Source organism: Amycolatopsis lexingtonensis, assembly GCF_014873755.1.
Taxonomy (GTDB): domain Bacteria; phylum Actinomycetota; class Actinomycetes; order Mycobacteriales; family Pseudonocardiaceae; genus Amycolatopsis; species Amycolatopsis lexingtonensis.
This window is the reverse complement of the sequence record NZ_JADBEG010000001.1, coordinates 10303223-10318909: the sequence shown is the minus strand read 5'-3', so window position 1 is coordinate 10318909 and position 15687 is coordinate 10303223. Positions and strand designations below refer to the sequence as shown.

The window sequence follows — 15687 nt, the reverse complement described above, 5'->3', positions numbered from 1 at the left end:
CTCAGCCGCGTTTGGCCTTCCTGCGTCGCCGCACGTCGAAGATCACGAGAGCGAGAAACCCGAGGAACGGGATCTCGGTGACCAGGTTGCCGCCGAGCACGGTGGCGAAGGAGTGATCGGGCCAGCCACCGGTCGCGGTGAGGCCGATCGAGCCGATGGCTGACAGTCCGAAGAACAAGGTGACCAGCCACAGCAAGATGCGGAGGGCCCACGTCCACGAAGTCCGGCCCTTCTGCTTGTAGGACTCGGCCCGTACCTCCCGCGGGGTCATCAAACCCCGGGGCCGGGGCGGCGCCCCGCTCGGTTCGGCCAGCCACTGGCCGAGCACGTTCACGTCACCGGGCACCAGTCCCCGCTGGACCAGTGAGGTCCAAACTTCGCGCAGCCCGGCCGAAAACCCGAGCACGTAGGAAGGCGTCGGGGTGAAGTGCGATTCGAGTGTCTCTTCCGGAGCCGCGTAAGAGCCGAGGAAGTGGGCGATCGCCGGCAGCCAATCCGGCAGTACGGCACTCTGCCCGGAAGCGACACCTCGCCAATACTCCCGCCACGGCTTCAGCCAGCGCACGATGTCGAAGCTCACTCGCACAGCTCCTTCGAGGACGTGCAGCGGAAGCTTCTCCGCCAGAGAAGCGGCTTCGCGTTCACCACGACGGCGATCAGCGAGCCGCGTTTCATCGGGCGACGCCGGCGGAGCGCTCGCGACACGCGAGCCGACTGGAGGCATTGCCTCGGTCCGCAGGCTTCCCTGCGTGGCTTCCAGAACAGCCGCCGGCTCGGACTCGGCTTGGGCAACCTCGTCGGAGCCGGTCTCCGCCACCAGGCCGGCCGGCAGCCACGGCCCCTCGGAACGAACGCACATCAGGGAAACCCGGCTCTTCCCGCCTGGACCGCGATAACGAACGGCCAAGTGCACGGAGGACGAAGAAGCCTTCGAAATCCTGCCGTCGAGCACTTTCCCACCGTGCAACCGACCGAGGACCGCACTGCGTCCCGTGCGCACTTCGGTCACCCACAGCGAGGCGTCTTCGGCGAGCGACAAGGTGTGCGCGGAGTCGATCGCAACCGTCGCCACGGGGTGCGTAGCAGGCAGTGCCCAGCGCCGGGGCTCGCCGGATTCCGGCACCAAGACGAAGTCCGGGGCACCGGCCACGACCAGTTCGGTGCCGTTCACCCACGTGGCACCGGTTGCGGCACCAGGCTGATAGGGGATTTCGCGCTCCGCCCCGGACGTTCCGGCGAGCGGCCTCATCGTGGCCGGTGCGTCGTGGTTCCGGTTGGCCGACCCGGGATCGAAGCACCACACGGCCCCTCGGCTGTCCGGCACGAGTTGGCTTCGCCCACCCGCGGCCCCGCCGGCCGACACGACTTCCACCGCACCGTTTCCGCAGCGCCCGACACCGTGGGCCCGGTGCACCAGGATCCCGGTCCCGGAACGCACCGCGTTGCCGTCGCACCCGCTGACCGGCGCCACCCAGGCGGCCGTCTCGCGCTCGAGGTCGACTGACAGCACACCATCCTCAGCCGTGACCAGGATTTTGCCGTCGTGGTCAGCCGATACACCCAGCCGACCGGACTCGAAGTCGGCGGCGGCCGCTTCGACCCGCACGTGGTCCGCCGCCGGCCGGAAGTCCGGACGACCCGGCACTTCGCGCCGGCCGAAGCCCAGATCCGGCACCGGTGCCTTGCGGTCGAGCAGAACGCGTAGCGGCGTATAGGCGCTTCCGTCGTAGGAAGCCTTGGCGGTGACCAGATCCAGCAGCTCTCCCGGTGGGACGAACCCGCTGAGCATCGCCTCCCAGTGCTCCCGGTCCAGGAGGACCAGGTCCAGCCGCCGTCCCTTGTCGATATCGGCGAGGGCGTGCTTCGTGTACCCGTCCATCGAAAGGAAAACGCCGGTCACGCCCGCCATGCGCTGCTCGACTCGCCGCTGCAACTTCGCGATCGGGTCGAACGAAGCCGGTCCCTGCACCCATTTGGCTTCGAGGATGAAGTAGCGTCCCGCGTGCCTGAACACCACGTCGATTTCGCCGACGCTCCGCCGATCCGACTCGGCCGGGATCCCGAACGCTGTGAACAGCTCGGCGATCAACCCGTTGAAGCGTTGACCGCGGGCTTGCGGACGCATGCCCGCAGGCAACTGAGCCAGCGCCGAGTATTCGCGGACCAACTTTCGCCAGTGGATCGGATCGTCGAGCACGGGTCACACCTTGCCTCATGGGCGCTGCGACCAAAAGCGGTACCGGCTTGACCAGGTCGGCCGGTACCGCCCTTCACCCGAATGGACGCCGGTTCAGTCCAGCAGCGCCTGGTAAACCAGCTGCCGCAGCTGGGGCCGCAGCCGGTAAGTGCTCGACGGCAACAGCTGCGTATAGAACCCCACCGTCAAATCCTCATCCGGATCCACCCAGAACGCCGTAGAAGCCGCCCCGCCCCAAGCGAACTCTCCCGCCGATGACAGCGTCCGGGCCTTCACCGGGTCCTCCAGCACCGAGAACCCCAGCCCGAACCCGTACCCGTCGAAAGGCATCTCCGCGAACAGCGGACGCCCGAACGCCTCCAGATCCACGTGCCCCGGCAGGTGGTTCGAAGCCATCAGCGCAACAGTCCGCGGGGACAGCAACCGGACGCCGTCGAGTTCGCCGCCGCGCAGCAGCATCTCCGTGAAACGCCAATAATCCCCCGCCGACGACACCAGGCCGCCACCACCGGAAAGGCAGTCGGGCCGGGAAGTGCCCGACTTGCCGAAAGCGTCGTTCCGCACCGCGCGGCCCGAAGCCGGATCGGGCACGTACAGCGCGGCCAATCGCGAAGCCGAAGAAGCGACGAAGTCCGTGTCCGTCATTCCCAGCGGCGTGAAGATGCGCGTCGCGAAGAACTCGTCCAGCGGCAGGCCCGAAACCACCTCGACGAGCCGCCCCAGCACGTCCGTCGCGATCGAGTAGTTCCACTCCGTGCCGGGCTGGAACAACAGCGGCAAGGCAGCCCACTGGCGGCTGCACTCCGCCAGATCCGCACCGGGTGGCGTGCCCCACTCGAAGCCCGCCGCCCGGTAGATCGCGTCCACCGGGTGGCCGTGGTGGAAGCCGTACGTCAGGCCCGCCGTGTGCGTCAGCAGGTGCCACACGCGGATCGGCGAAGTCGCCGGTTCGGTGAACGGCGCCAGCGCCGACCCCTTGACGTACACGCGCGGCGAAGCGAACTCCGGCAGCCAGCGCGAAATCGGGTCGTCCAGCTCCAGCAGGCCTTCCTCGACGAGCATCATCGCCGCCACCGAGGTGATCGGCTTGGTCATCGAGAAGATGCGCCAGAGCGTGTCGGTTTCCACCGGGAGACCCGCTTCGACGTCGCGGTGCCCGCCGCGGCCGACGTGCACGACGCGGCCGTGCCTGCTCACCACCGCGAGCCAGCCCGGTAGCCGGCCATCCGCGACATACCGGTCGAAGTGCGCGTCGAGCCGCGTCAGCCGGTCCGCGTCGAAGCCGGCTTCGACCGGGTCGACTTCCACCTTGAGTTCCGCCATGCCGCGAGGCTACTTCTCGCGAGCCCGTTCGGCCGCTTTCTCTTCACGCCAGGCTTCGTCGTTCTTGCCGACGCGCCAGTAGCCCGAGATCGACAGCAGCTCGCGCCGCACGCCGCGCTCGTCGAGCAGGTACCGCCGCAGGTCCCGCACGAAGTCCGCTTCGCCGTGCACGAACGCCTGCACGACGCCGTCACGCCACGGCAGCGCGCGCACCGCCGAAGCGACGTCGCCGCCCGAGGCCCGGTGCAGCCAGGTGATCTGCGCGTCCGCCTTGGTGGCCAGCGGCTGCTCCTCGGCCGCGTTCTCGACGAGGATCACGGCGTGCGCCGGGACGCCGGCCGGGAGCGCTTCGAGCGACGCCGCGATGGCCGGCAACGCGCTTTCGTCGCCCGCCAGCAGGTGCCAGTCCGCCTCGGTGCCCGGCGCGTACGCGCCACCGGGACCGGACAGCAGCAGCTCGTCGCCGGGCTGCGCGGACGCCGCCCACGGGCCGGCGATGCCCTCGTCGCCGTGGTGGACGAAGTCGATGACCAGCTCGCCGGCCTGCGGGTCGAACGCCCGGACGGTGTAGGACCGCATCCGCGGCCAGTGCTCCCGCGGGAGCGTCGCGCGGCATTCCTGGACGTCGAACGGCTCCGGGTACTCGACACCCGGCACCTTGAACAACACCTTGACGTAGGCGTCGGTGAACTCGTTGGGCGTGAAATCGGCGATGCCTTCGCCGCCCGCGACGATCCGGATCATGTGCGGGGTGAGCCGCTCGGTGCGCAGGACCCGCAGGCGCACCGCGGGACGCCCGGACCGCCGGGGTGCTTCAGCCATTGACCACTCCAATACTAAGGCTTACCTAACTCAGCCTACGCGCCGAATCCGGCGCGTGCCTACCCAGGTGTACCCAGTTCTTCGAGCAGCCGCCGCAGCGCTCGGCCAAATGTCTTGAATGAGTCATTCAGGTCGTCGGAGGTCCTGAATGACTCATTCAAGACGCTGGGCGCGACGACCCCCGAAGCCTCCGCAAGCGCTTTCACGACCGCGGATCCGAGACGCGCGTGTTCTGGAACGCCGTGATCAGCCACTCGCCGTCCTCCCGGACGAGCACGAACGTGACGGTCGATTCGCGCCCTTCGTCCGTGGTGTCCGCCCCGGTCAGCGACGAGCCGCCACCCACGACGGCGACCGCGACGTCCGGGCGGACGATCCGCACCTTCGCCGCCGCGTCGAGCCGCCCGGTCAGCTTGCTCCCCTTGAGCGGTCCTTCGAAGAGCGCGCGGTGCGAGCTTTCGATCGCGGCACGCCCGGGGAAGTTGGCCCCGAAGAACGTCACGTAGTCGGCGTCCTCGGTGAAGAGCCGGCCGTAGGCGGTCGCGTCGCCGTCGTTCCAGGCTTGGGTGAGTTGGCCGAGCACGGCACGCACATCGGCTTCCGCAGTGGTCATGGGATCCCCTTACGAACGTCGTTCGTCCTACAAACACCGTTCTACGGACGAACGACGTTCGCGTCAAGTACAGTGTTCGCGTGACCGTTCCCCCGCCGCCGTGGCGCAGCGCCCCGCGCCGCCGTGCCGCGAAACCCGTCCTGTCCCAGGAGCTCGTCGTGAAGACGGCGCTGGAAGTCCTGGCGAAGGAGGGCTTCGACGCGGTGACCATGCGGCGGGTCGCGCAGGAACTCGAGACCGGGCCCGCGTCGCTCTACGCGCACGTCGCCAACAAGGACGAGCTGGCGGAGCTGATGCTCGACGCCGTGCTCGCCGACGTGCCGCTGCCGGAGCCGGACCCGGCCCGCTGGGACGAGCAGGTCAAGGACCTCGTCCGCGCGCAGATCCGGGTGATGGTCGCCCACCCCGGGATCGCGCGCGTGGCGTGGGACATCGCCGTGCCGGTCACCCCCAGCTCGCTGCGCCAGGGCGAGGCGATGCTCGCCCTGCTGCGGGCCGGCGGCCTCGAGCTCAAGCAGGCGACGTTCGCGGGCGACGCGCTTTCCCTCTACGCCAAGGCTTATGCGTACGAGGCCAGTGGCTGGACCTGGGGCGAAATCGACGCGGCCGAAGTGACCGCACGCGGCGAACAGATGGTCGCCTACATGCGGTCACTGCCCCCGGAGTCTTTCCCGAACATGCTGCGCATCGGCGAGTTCTTCTCCGCCGAGACCGCCGCCGAACGCCTCGAGTTCGCGCTCGACACCTACCTCGCCGGCCTCAAGGTGCTCGCCGCCAAGAACTAGGGCCGCAGCACGATCTTGCCGCGCGTGTGCCGCCGTTCCAGCTCCCGGTAGGCGTCCCGGACCTCGTCCAGCGGGTAGACGCGGGCCACCGGCAGGGTCAGCAACCCCTTGTCCAGCAACAAGCCCAGCTCACGCAGGATCGCGGCCGACGAACCGGCCGCGTTGCCGTCGGTCTTGACGTTGTACTTCGCCGCCGCCTCGAAGTCGATGATCGTGTCGATCCGCCCGGGGTGGATCCCCAGGTGCAGAGCCAGTTCCACGTACCCGGCGCCGAAGGTGTCGACGAACGCGTGCACGCCGTCCGGCGCGGCCTCCTTGATCCGCTCGAGAACGCCTTCGCCGTAGGAAACCGGCACGACGCCGAGCTCGCGCAGCCACTCGTGGTTCGCCTCGCCCGCGAGGCCGACGACCGTGGCGCCGGCCAGCTTCGCCAGCTGGACCGCGAGCGAACCCACGCCACCCGCCGCGCCCGAAACGACGACGGTCTCGCCTTCGCGCGGGCACACCGCGCCCACCGCGGCGTACGCGGTCGTCCCGGCGACGAAGAGCGCGCCGGCGACCTCCCACGGCAGGTCCGCGGGCTTCGGCGTCAGGTTCGCCGCCTCGGCCACCACGAAGTCGGCGTGGCTCGACCGGGTGTCGACGAACCCGATCACCTCGTCGCCGACGGCGATCTCCTCGACGCCTTCGCCGAGTTCGGCGACCACGCCGGCGAAGTCACTGCCCTGGCCGGAAGGAAATGTCGCCGGGTAGCGCTCGTGCAGGAGCCCCCGCCGGATGGCCGCCTCGCCGGGGTTGATCCCGGCGGCGCGCACCTCGACGAGCACCTGCCCCCGGCCCGGCACCGGCCGCGGCACGTCCTCGACCCGGAGGACCTCCACGTCGCCGTACTCGTCGAACCTGATCGCGCGCGCCATGAGGCCTCCTCGAAAGTCGTTGCTGAATACAAGCAACGACCGGCCCCGCCGATTTAATCCCGGCTCAGCCCGCGAGGCGCCGGACCACGCCGTCCGCGAGCAGGCGTCCGCGGTCGGTCAGCACCGCGCGGCCCCGGCTGTCCAAAGCGGACGGGTCCAGCAGGCCTTCAGCCGCGGCCGCACGGGCTTCGGCGAGCCCGGGCTCGTCGAGAACGTCGAGCGGGAGCCCTTCGGCGACGCGGAGTTCGAGCATGATCCGCTCGAGGTGCTGGTCGTCGTCGGTGAGCACTTCGCGCCCGCCGGCGGGCGAATCGCCGTCGGCCAGCAGCGCCGCGTACCGGGCCGGGTGCTTGACGTTCCACCAGCGCACCCCGCCGACGTGGCTGTGCGCGCCCGGGCCGGCGCCCCACCAGTCGTCGCCGCGCCAGTAGCCGAGGTTGTGGCGGCAGCGGGCCGCGTCGGACGCCGCCCAGTTCGACACCTCGTACCAGCGCAGCCCCGCCGCCGTGAGCGCGGCGTCGATCATCTCGTAGTCCGCGGCCAGCACGTCGTCGTCCGGGGCGGGCAGCTCGCCGCGGCGGACGCGGCGGGCCAGCGCGGTGCCCTCCTCGACGATCAGCGCGTACGCCGACACGTGGTCGACGCCGGCGGCCAGCACGGCGTCGAGGGTGGCGAGCAGGTCGTCCGGCCGTTCTCCCGGCGTGCCGTAGATCACGTCGAGGTTCACGTGGTCGAACCCGGCCACGCGCGCTTCGGCGGCGGCCTGTCCCGGCCGGCCCGGCGTGTGCACCCGGTCGAGGATCTTCAGCACGTGCGGCGCGGCCGACTGCATGCCCAGCGAAACGCGGGTGTAGCCGGCTTCCCGGATCCCGGCGAAGAACTCCGGCGACGTCGACTCCGGGTTCGACTCGGTCGTCACCTCGGCACCCGGGGCGAGCCCGAAGACGTCGCGGACGGCGTCGAGGACGGAGCCGAGCCCTTCGGCGCCGAGCAGCGAGGGGGTGCCGCCGCCGACGAACACGGTGTCGGCGGCCGGCGGCACGACCAGCACGCGCGCGGCCAGCTCCAGCTCGCGCCGCAGCCCTTCGAGCCAGGACTGCGGCGACGAGCCGGAGTCCAGCTCACCCGCGGTGTAGGTGTTGAAGTCGCAGTAACCGCAGCGCGTCGCGCAGAACGGGACGTGCACGTACACCCCGAACGCTCTGCTGCCCAGCCCTTTCAGCGCGCTCTCCGGCAACGCCGGGTCGATGGGGGTGGCAGGGTCGGGACGCAGCACGGGCACCCCCCGATTGTCCCCTACGAAGCCGGGAGGTTCGCCGCCGCCCACTCGGGGTCGACCGGGATCATCTCGATGATGTCGAGCAGCACCCCGTTCGGGTCGGCGACGTAGAAGTGCCGCTGCCCGTACACCTCGTCGACGAGCGGCACGACGAGCTCGACACCCGCCTCCGCCAGCCGTTTCGCCTCGGCCGCCGCGTCCTCGACGACGAGCCCGAACATCACCCCGGTCGTTTCGGCCGCCCGGTAGCCCGCCGGCACGGACGCGTGGCCGCGCTGCACGAAGCTGATCTCATACCCCGGCGCACCGGCGTTGACGCTGGCGAACCAGTCCAGCTCGACGGTGACCGCCAGCCCGATCACGTCGGCGTAGAAGCGGGTGGTCGCGGCGACGTCGTCGACCAGGTACCCCGCCCCGAAACCCTTGACCTGCATCCCCAGTTCCTCTCTTCAAACCACTTTGCTTGAAGTACTCTACATGTAGTGGTTTGAATGAGGCAAGAGTCCGCACGCAGCACGGTTGACACGATTTTCGCAGGTGAGTGACCCTTCTCCCAGCATGCGGTCAGGCCTGGACCACATTGTGGACGCGTGGCACGCTCAGGTCGTGACTCATGCCGGTGTCTTCCTGGTGGCCCGCCGCCACGTCGACCTCGTGCGCGTCGCGAGCGCCCTCTGCGCACCCGTTCGCTGACTTCCGTCGCCACCACCTGCCACGAATTCGGACCGCCCCATCGGAGGACGCCGCCATGGCCACGCCCACGCGTCAAACCCCCGCCCGACCCGCGCGCGCGAAGCAGAAGCGAGGCGAAGGGCAGTGGGCGCTCGGTTACCGGGAGCCGCTGAACCCGAACGAGCGGTCGAAGAAGGACGATCACCCGCTCAACGTGCGTGCGCGGATCGAAAACATCTACGCCCACCGGGGATTCGACGCGATCGACCCGGGTGACCTGCGCGGCCGGTTCCGCTGGTTCGGCCTGTACACCCAGCGCAAGCCGGGCATCGACGGCGGGCGCACCGCGACCCTGGAGCCCGAAGAGCTCGACGACCGCTACTTCATGCTGCGGGTCCGGCTCGACGGCGGCGCGCTGACCACGGCGCAGCTGACCGTGCTGGGCGAGATCTCGCAGCAGTACGCCCGCGACACCGCCGACATCACCGACCGGCAGAACATCCAGTACCACTGGATCCGGATCGAAGACGTCCCGGCGATCTGGGCCAAGCTCGAGAACGCCGGCATGACCACGATGGAGGCGTGCGGCGACAGCCCCCGCGTCATCCTCGGCTCGCCGGTCGCGGGCATCGCGGCCGCCGAAGTGATCGACGGCACCCCGGCGATCGACGAGATCAAGCGCCGCTACATCGGCAAGCCGGAGTTCGCCAACCTGCCGCGCAAGTTCAAGACCGCGATCTCCGGCCAGCCGGACGTCGCGCACGAGATCCACGACGTCGCCTTCGTCGGCGTGGACCACCCCGAGCACGGACCGGGCTTCGACGTCTGGGTCGGCGGCGGCCTGTCCACCAACCCGATGCTCGGCCAGCGCCTCGGCGCCTGGGTGCCACTCGAAGAGGTCCCGGACGTCTGGGAAGGCGTCATCTCGGTCTTCCGCGACTACGGCTACCGCCGGCTGCGCTCCCGCGCCCGGATCAAGTTCCTGGTCAAGGACTGGGGCGCGGAGAAGTTCCGCCAGGTGCTGCAGGACGAGTACCTCAAGCGCGAGCTGATCGACGGCCCGCCGCCGGCCGACCCGGCCGTCCCGCTCGACCACGTCGGGGTGCACCCGCAGGTCGACGGCTCCTTCTACGTCGGCGCCGCGCCGATCGCCGGCCGGTCGTCGGGCGGCACGCTCGTCGCCGTCGCCAAGGCCGCCGAGCGCGCGGGATCGGGCCGCGTGCGGCTCACCCCGCAGCAGAAGCTCGTCGTGCTCGACGTCCCCGAGGCCCAGGTCGCCACGCTCGAGGCCGAGCTGTCGGAACTGGGGCTGGAGACGAAGCCGTCGCCGTGGCGGCGCGGCGTGATGGCCTGCACCGGGCTGGAGTTCTGCAAGCTCGCCATCGTCGAGACGAAGGCGCGGGCGCAGCAGCTCGTCGCGGACCTCGAGAAGTCGTTGGTGGACATCCAGAAGGACCTCGACACGCCGGTGAGCGTGCACCTCAACGGCTGCCCCAACTCCTGCGCGCGGATCCAGACCGCGGACATCGGCCTCAAGGGCCAGATCGTCACCGACGCCGACGGCAACCAGGTCGAAGGCTTCCAGGTGCACCTGGGCGGCGGCCTCGGCCTCGACGCCGGGTTCGGCCGGAAGCTGCGCGGCCACAAGGTGACCTCGGGCGAGCTGACCGGGTACGTCGAGCGGGTCGTGCGCAACTACGTGACCGGGCGCGAACCCGGCGAACGCTTCGCCCAGTGGGCGGCGCGCGCCGACGAAAGCGCCCTCCAGTGACCGAGCGAGCAGCGCCGTACTACTGCCCTTATTGCGGGGACGAGGATCTGCGGCCGGAAGAGAACGGCGGCTGGCTGTGTTCTGCCTGTCGCCGGGTTTTCTCGGTCAAGTTCCTCGGCCTGTCCCTCCCGGAGGTTTCCCGATGACCGCCACCGCCGACTACAAGACCCTCGCCGAGCGCGCGTCCAAGGAGCTCGCCGACGCCACCGCCACCGAAGCGATCCGCTGGACCGTCGACACGTTCGGCGACGACTTCATCGTCGCGTCCAACATGCAGGACGCCGTGCTCATCGACCTCACCACGAAGGTGAAGTCCGATGTGGACGTTCTCTTCCTCGAGACGGGCTACCACTTCCCGGAAACCCTCGGCACGCGCGACGCGGTGCAGACGGTCTACCCCGACGTGAAGATCGTCAACGCCCAGGCCGAGCAGAGCGTCGCCGAGCAGGACGCGGAGTACGGCGAGAAGCTGCACGCCCGCGACGCCACGCTGTGCTGCAACCTCCGCAAGGTCGTGCCGCTGCGCAAGACCCTCTCGAACTACTCGGCGTGGATCACCGGCGTCCGCCGGGTCGACGCGCCGACCCGGGCGAACACCCCGATCGTCACCTGGGACGACCGCAACGGGCTGGTGAAGGTCAACCCGATCGCGGCGTGGTCCGACGACGAGTTCAACGGCTACATCCGCGAGCACGGGATCCTGGAGAACCCGCTCGTTTCGATCGGCTACCTCTCGATCGGCTGCGCGCCCTGCACGGCTCGCGTGGAGCCGGGCGCCGACCCGCGCAGCGGCCGCTGGGCGGGCCAGTCGAAGACCGAGTGCGGACTGCACGGCTGAGGAAGGGACTCATGACGACCTTGGAGCCCGCGACAGATGCGGCACAGGACAACCTCGCGGCCTTGGAGTCCGAGGCCATCCACATCTTCCGGGAGGTGGCAGGCGAGTTCGACCGTCCGGTGATCCTCTTCTCCGGCGGCAAGGACTCGACGCTGCTGCTGCACCTGGCGATCAAGGCGTTCTGGCCGGCGCCGGTGCCGTTCCCGCTGCTGCACGTGGACACCGGGCACAACTTCGACGAGGTCATCGAGTTCCGCGACCGCGTCGTCGAGCGGCACGGGCTGCGCCTGGTCGTGGCGAAGGTCCAGGACTGGATCGACGACGGGCGCCTCGAAGAGCGCGCGGACGGCATGCGCAACCCGCTGCAGACCACGCCGCTGCTGGACACCATCGCCGAGAACAAGTTCGACGCCGTCTTCGGCGGCGGGCGCCGCGACGAGGAGCGGGCCCGGGCGAAGGAGCGGATCTTCAGCCTCCGCAACGCCTTCGGCCAGTGGGAACCGCGCCGGCAGCGGCCCGAGCTGTGGAACCTGTACAACGGCAGGCACCGCCCGGGCGAGCAGGTCCGCGTCTTCCCGCTGTCCAACTGGACCGAGGCCGACGTCTGGAACTACATCGCCCGCGAGAAGGTCGAACTGCCCTCGATCTACTACGCGCACCGGCGCGAGGTGTACCTGCGCGACGGGATGCTGCTGGCCGAGGGCCCGTGGGGCGGTCCGCGCCCCGGCGAAGAGGTGCGTGAGATGACCGTGCGGTACCGGACCGTCGGCGACGGCTCCTGCACCGGCGCGATCGAGTCCACCGCCACCACCGTCGAAGACGTCATCGCCGAGGTGTCGGCTTCGCGCCTCACCGAACGCGGCGCCACCCGCGCCGACGACCGGATGTCCGAGGCGGCCATGGAAGACCGCAAGCGTGAGGGGTACTTCTGATGAGTTCGCTGCTTCGCCTGGCCACCGCCGGGAGCGTGGACGACGGAAAGTCCACGCTGGTCGGCCGGCTGCTCTACGACACCAAGTCGGTGCTCGCCGACCAGCTCGACGCCGTCACCCGCGCGTCCGTCGACAAGGGACTGTCCACTCCGGACCTGTCGCTGCTGGTCGACGGCCTGCGCTCGGAACGCGAGCAGGGCATCACCATCGACGTCGCCTACCGGTACTTCGCCACGCCCAAGCGGTCGTTCGTGCTGGCCGACACGCCGGGGCACGTGCAGTACACGCGCAACACGGTGACCGGCGCGTCCACCGCGCAGCTGGCCGTGCTGCTGGTCGACGCGCGCAAGGGCGTCATCGAGCAGACCCGGCGGCACGCGGCGGTGCTTGCGCTGCTGGGCGTGCCGCAGCTGGTGCTGGCGGTGAACAAGATCGACCTGGTCGACTACGACGAAGCGACGTTCACGGTGATCGCCGAGGAGTTCGCTTCGCACGCCGAGACGCTGGGCTACGCGCGCGGCTCGGTGCTCACGATCCCCGTGTCGGCGCTCGAAGGCGACAACGTCGCGACACGCTCGGAGCGGACGCCGTGGTACCGCGGGCCGAACCTGCTGGAGCACCTGGAGGAGGTGCCGGTCGCGCCCGACCCGCACGACTCCGCGCTGCGCTTCCCGGTGCAGTACGTGATCCGCCCGCGCACGGCGGAGTACCTGGACTACCGCGGCTACGCGGGCCAGATCGCCGCGGGCACGGTCCGCCCCGGCGACGAGATCGTCGTGCTGCCGCAGGGCATCCGCAGCCGCGTCGAGCGCATCGACACCGCCGACGGCCCGCTGGCGGAGGCCGGCGCCGGGACGTCGGTGACGCTGCTGCTGGCCGACGACATCGACATCTCCCGCGGCGACCTGATCGCGGCCGCCGATGCGCCGCCCCGGATCACCGACGAGATCACCGGCACGCTGTGCTGGCTGTCGTCGAAGCCGCTGAAGCCGGGCGCCCGCGTCCTGGTCAAGCACGGCACCCGCACGGTGCAGGCGCTCGTCGGCGAGTTGCACGCGCGGTTCGACGAGCAGACACTGTCCAGCGTGGACTCACCTTCGTCGCTGGAGCTCAACGACATCGGCAGCGTCACGCTGCGGCTGGCCGAAGAGCTGGGCGTCGACGACTACGGCGTCAGCCCGCGCACCGGCGCGTTCCTGGTGATCGACCCGAAGGACGGCGACACACTGGCCGCCGGCCTGGTGGGCGAGCGCTTCTCGTGACGCCACCCCTGGTCGCCGTCGCGCACGGCAGCCGCGACCCCCGCTCGGCGTCGACCGTGCGGGCGCTCGTGGACGTCGTGCGCGCACAGGCGCCGGGCCTGGAGGTGCACGAGTCCTTTTTGGACCTGTCGGAACCGCTCGTCACGGACGTCCTGCGGAGGCTGTACGCGGACGGCCACCGCACGGCGGTCGTGGTGCCGTTGCTGCTGGGCAGCGCTTTCCACGCACGGATGGACCTGCCCGCACTGATCTCTTCGGTGGTCGAGGAGTGCCCGGGCTTCCGCGTCCAGGTGTCGGACGTGCTCGGCGCGGACCCGGCCCTGGAGGCGGTGGCCCTGGACCGGCTGGCCCCGGCTCCGCACCGCCGGGGCTCGGGTGTGCTGGTGAGCGCGGTCGGTTCGTCCAATGCGTCGGCGAACGCCGTCGTCGCTGCCCTCGCCGCCCGCTGGGAGGAGCGGCTGGGCCTCCCGGTGAGCGAGGCGTTCGCGTCCGCCACCCAGCCGGACATCCCCGCGGCCGCCGCCCGGCTGCGCGAGCGGGGTGTGCGGCACCTGATCGTCGCATCGTGGTTCCTCGCGCCCGGGCTGCTGCCGGACCGGATCGCGCGGCTGGCCTTGGAGGCCGACCCGAAGGCGTTCATCGCGAAGCCGCTGGCGGACGACCCGCGCGTGGCGGACGTGGTGATCAGCCGGTACGCGTCCGCGGTGAGCGGGCTGCTCCGCCAGTACGCCTAGCGGCAGGGGAAGGTGCGGCGGGCTTCGCGCCTGCGAGCTAGAGATTAGAAGGTTCTTGCTCGGCGCCCGGTGCGTGAAGCCCTCGGGCATCTGACTACGGATCAGAAGGACCGGGGTTAGCACCCTCGGACGCGCTTCCGCCGGTCGCCTCGGCAAGGCCACCCGAGCCACTGTCCGTACCCCAGAACAGCAGGTCAGCAGCGCCACCACCGCCAAAAGGCGAGTCTTCTTCACATTTACCGTCACCCCTCGTGCATGGGAACGGTAAATCCTTGACGCGCTAGTTAACTTGCCGGTAACTATCTAATCGCTGCGCAGCTTTCTCCCTCCCCTCTTGAAACCGCAGGTAGGTGGATACAGATGAAAGCTCTTCACCTTTCCCGGCTCGCCGCTCTGACCGCGGCCGCCGCCCTTCCGATCGCCCTCGCCGCCCCGGCGTCGGCGGCCACCTCCGTCACCTTCGACTGCCAGGCCGATGCCCCGATCGTCGGCCCGCAGCAGGTGTCGCTGAACCAGGACGCGGACGTCACCGCGCCCGCCACGGTCGCCCCCGGCGGCGCTTTCGACGTCGTCATCGATCCGGGGCCGAACACCGTGCCGAGCGACGTGAGCGGGAACAAGGTCAAGAACATCAACACCTTCGCGCTCAAGTTCCCGATCCCGGCGAACTCCACCTACGTCGGCGCCGACCTCGCCGGCGGGTCCGGCCTCGGCAGCACCGCACCGACCATCGCGGTCGCGGACGGCGTCGCGACGCTGAGCTTCCCCGGCCCGATCGCGGGCGGCGCCACCTTCGAACTGCCCACGGTCACCGCGCACCTGACGGCCGGGCAGTCCGGCACCATCGAGACGAAGCTGTCCGGGACCAGCTACAGCGACCCGGGCCTGACCTTCAAGGCGGTGGCGAGCAGCATCATCGGCGACGTCACCGCGCCGACGGCCTGCTTCCCCAACCCCAGCCCCGTCTTCACCACGACGACCATCGGCTGACTTTCCCCGGCCACCCTGCGGGTTCCGCCCGTAGGGTGGCCGCATGGGGAACTTCGAACTCGCTCAGGTCAACATCAGCCGCATGCAGGCGCCGCTCGACGACGAGTCCTTCCGGGACTTCGTCGACGCGCTCGAGCCGGTGAACGCGATCGCCGACCGCGCGCCGGGCTTCGTCTGGCGCCTGCAGACCGAGGACGGCGACGCGACCTCGATCCGCGCCTTCGAATGGGACGTCCGCGGCACGTCCGGGATCCTGGTCAACATGTCCGTGTGGACGTCGGTGGAGGCGCTCGCGGACTTCGTGTTCTCCGGCGACCACGTCGCGATCATGAAGCGCCGCCGCGAGTGGTTCCACCACGTCCGCGAGGCCATGACCGTGCTCTGGTGGGTCCCCGCCGGGCACCGGCCGACGACCGCGGAAGCCGAGGCGAAGATCAAGCACCTGCGCGTCCACGGCCCGACGCCGGAAGCTTTCACGCTGAAGCAGCACTTCTCGCCGGCCGCGGCCGCCCGCGAGGGTGACCCCGGCTGGCTGTGCCCCGCGTAACACCG

17 protein-coding genes are annotated in these 15687 nt (G+C 70.1%); 10 read left to right on the top strand and 7 right to left on the bottom strand.

What is annotated here, in order from left to right:
• Window position 1: 1 nt before the first annotated feature.
• The 4 genes from H4696_RS47440 to H4696_RS47425 all read right to left on the bottom strand — a co-directional run bounded on the left by H4696_RS47440 (window position 2) and on the right by H4696_RS47425 (window position 4955).
• Entirely contained in the window at window positions 2–2197 is a 2196-nt protein-coding gene (locus H4696_RS47440) for a restriction endonuclease (protein ID WP_086860644.1), read from the bottom strand.
• A 93-nt stretch (window positions 2198–2290) separates the two neighbouring features.
• Window positions 2291–3520: a serine hydrolase domain-containing protein gene (locus tag H4696_RS47435; RefSeq protein WP_086860645.1), complete on the bottom strand. Its 1230-nt coding sequence runs from the start codon at window positions 3518–3520 to the stop codon at window positions 2291–2293.
• Between the two features lie 9 nt (window positions 3521–3529).
• A complete protein-coding gene (locus H4696_RS47430; RefSeq protein ID WP_086860647.1) occupies window positions 3530–4342 on the bottom strand; it encodes a siderophore-interacting protein in 813 nt (270 codons plus the stop codon).
• Between the two features lie 202 nt (window positions 4343–4544).
• Window positions 4545–4955, bottom strand: a complete 411-nt coding sequence (locus tag H4696_RS47425; protein ID WP_086860649.1) for an SgcJ/EcaC family oxidoreductase — start codon at window positions 4953–4955, stop codon at window positions 4545–4547.
• Window positions 4956–5125: 170 nt separating this feature from the next.
• Between H4696_RS47425 and H4696_RS47420 the strand changes: the two genes are divergently transcribed.
• Window positions 5126–5740, top strand: a complete 615-nt coding sequence (locus H4696_RS47420) for a TetR/AcrR family transcriptional regulator (protein WP_086860670.1) — start codon at window positions 5126–5128, stop codon at window positions 5738–5740.
• On the opposite strand, the gene H4696_RS47415 is transcribed toward H4696_RS47420, so the two are convergent.
• From H4696_RS47415 to H4696_RS47405, 3 genes are all read right to left on the bottom strand, one after another.
• Complete coding sequence (locus H4696_RS47415; RefSeq protein WP_086860651.1) at window positions 5737–6657, bottom strand: NADP-dependent oxidoreductase; 921 nt, start codon at window positions 6655–6657, stop codon at window positions 5737–5739. The genes H4696_RS47420 and H4696_RS47415 overlap by 4 nt on opposite strands.
• Window positions 6658–6721: 64 nt before the next feature.
• Entirely contained in the window at window positions 6722–7939 is a 1218-nt protein-coding gene (hemW, locus tag H4696_RS47410) for a radical SAM family heme chaperone HemW (RefSeq protein ID WP_086860653.1), read from the bottom strand.
• Between the two features lie 14 nt (window positions 7940–7953).
• A complete protein-coding gene (locus H4696_RS47405) occupies window positions 7954–8370 on the bottom strand; it encodes a VOC family protein (protein ID WP_086860655.1) in 417 nt (138 codons plus the stop codon).
• Window positions 8371–8494: 124 nt separating this feature from the next.
• Between H4696_RS47405 and H4696_RS51585 the strand changes: the two genes are divergently transcribed.
• From H4696_RS51585 to H4696_RS47370, 9 genes are all read left to right on the top strand, one after another.
• Window positions 8495–8629 carry a putative leader peptide gene (locus H4696_RS51585; protein WP_404800131.1) on the top strand — a complete coding sequence of 45 codons (135 nt, stop codon included), beginning with the start codon at window positions 8495–8497 and terminating at the stop codon, window positions 8627–8629.
• Between the two features lie 55 nt (window positions 8630–8684).
• A complete protein-coding gene (locus tag H4696_RS47400) occupies window positions 8685–10379 on the top strand; it encodes a nitrite/sulfite reductase (protein ID WP_086860656.1) in 1695 nt (564 codons plus the stop codon).
• Window positions 10376–10525 (top strand): eL43 family ribosomal protein, encoded by a 150-nt coding sequence (locus tag H4696_RS50585; RefSeq protein WP_086860657.1) that lies wholly within the window; start codon window positions 10376–10378, stop codon window positions 10523–10525. Before H4696_RS47400 ends, H4696_RS50585 begins: the two co-directional genes overlap by 4 nt.
• Window positions 10522–11217 carry a phosphoadenylyl-sulfate reductase gene (locus tag H4696_RS47395; protein WP_086860658.1) on the top strand — a complete coding sequence of 232 codons (696 nt, stop codon included), beginning with the start codon at window positions 10522–10524 and terminating at the stop codon, window positions 11215–11217. Before H4696_RS50585 ends, H4696_RS47395 begins: the two co-directional genes overlap by 4 nt.
• 11 nt (window positions 11218–11228) lie before the next feature.
• Entirely contained in the window at window positions 11229–12149 is a 921-nt protein-coding gene (gene cysD / locus H4696_RS47390) for a sulfate adenylyltransferase subunit CysD (protein WP_086860659.1), read from the top strand.
• Window positions 12149–13411 carry a sulfate adenylyltransferase subunit 1 gene (locus H4696_RS47385; protein WP_086860660.1) on the top strand — a complete coding sequence of 421 codons (1263 nt, stop codon included), beginning with the start codon at window positions 12149–12151 and terminating at the stop codon, window positions 13409–13411. The genes cysD and H4696_RS47385 overlap by 1 nt, the downstream gene beginning before the upstream one ends.
• A complete protein-coding gene (locus H4696_RS47380; RefSeq protein WP_086860661.1) occupies window positions 13408–14145 on the top strand; it encodes a sirohydrochlorin chelatase in 738 nt (245 codons plus the stop codon). The genes H4696_RS47385 and H4696_RS47380 overlap by 4 nt, the downstream gene beginning before the upstream one ends.
• Before the next feature lie 360 nt (window positions 14146–14505).
• Window positions 14506–15135, top strand: coding sequence for a cyclase (locus tag H4696_RS47375; protein WP_086860663.1), 630 nt, complete (start codon window positions 14506–14508; stop codon window positions 15133–15135).
• Window positions 15136–15178: 43 nt separating this feature from the next.
• Window positions 15179–15682 carry a DUF3291 domain-containing protein gene (locus H4696_RS47370; RefSeq protein WP_086860664.1) on the top strand — a complete coding sequence of 168 codons (504 nt, stop codon included), beginning with the start codon at window positions 15179–15181 and terminating at the stop codon, window positions 15680–15682.
• Window positions 15683–15687 lie beyond the last annotated feature (5 nt).